The organism is Furfurilactobacillus curtus, from assembly GCF_045862785.1.
GTDB lineage: Bacteria > Bacillota > Bacilli > Lactobacillales > Lactobacillaceae > Furfurilactobacillus > Furfurilactobacillus curtus.
This window is the reverse complement of the sequence record NZ_BQXO01000005.1, coordinates 1-587: the sequence shown is the minus strand read 5'-3', so window position 1 is coordinate 587 and position 587 is coordinate 1. Positions and strand designations below refer to the sequence as shown.

Sequence of the window (587 nt, the reverse complement as noted above, 5' to 3'; positions counted from 1 at the left end):
ACCAACTGAGCTAATCCGGCAAGACTAATTGGCACATCTGATAGTATAGCGAACTTGGCCGTTTGCTTCAAGTATCTTTCTAAATCAAAACGTGGGCCATCCAGCGACTAATTGGAAATCTCTTTTAACGGATTAAAGGATTAGCCTAGTGGATTAAGCAGACACATTGTCGATTGCGATTGCTATCCTGAACTTCACAGGCATTCATCAGAAACGCCCTGGGTCCACTCAGTTGATCCCCATTACGTCCAGGTTAGGCTAACTTCAATTTAACCCGGCTTTGTTTCTAAGTGCGACCGTCTTGATTAGCATCAGTCTGTTTATTCCAAAACGAAATGGGTTTTGGTATGAACCATCAGCTGTTTAGTTTTCATCACAACCGTCATTCTTCTTGATTAGCTTGGTTTGCCGTCTAACTTGGTCACTAATCGTCATCTTATTAGTTGAGATGAAGTCAAAAAAAATCGCCAATCCGCAGATTGACGATTCATATGCATGGCGACGGCCTACCCTCGCAGGGAGCGATCCCCCAACTACTCTTGGCGTGACGAAGCTTAACTTCCGTGTTCGGCATGGGAACGGGTGTA

At 44.6% G+C, this 587-nt stretch carries 1 tRNA gene and 1 rRNA gene (1 of these 2 running past the window's edge); both read right to left on the bottom strand.

Going from position 1 to position 587, the window contains the following annotated elements:
* Positions 1-20 (bottom strand) — tRNA-OTHER (locus ACKTR2_RS08240); it reaches 58 nt to the left of the window's first position.
* Between the two features lie 473 nt (positions 21-493).
* A 5S ribosomal RNA gene (gene rrf, locus ACKTR2_RS08235) occupies positions 494-587 on the bottom strand; the annotation flags it as partial.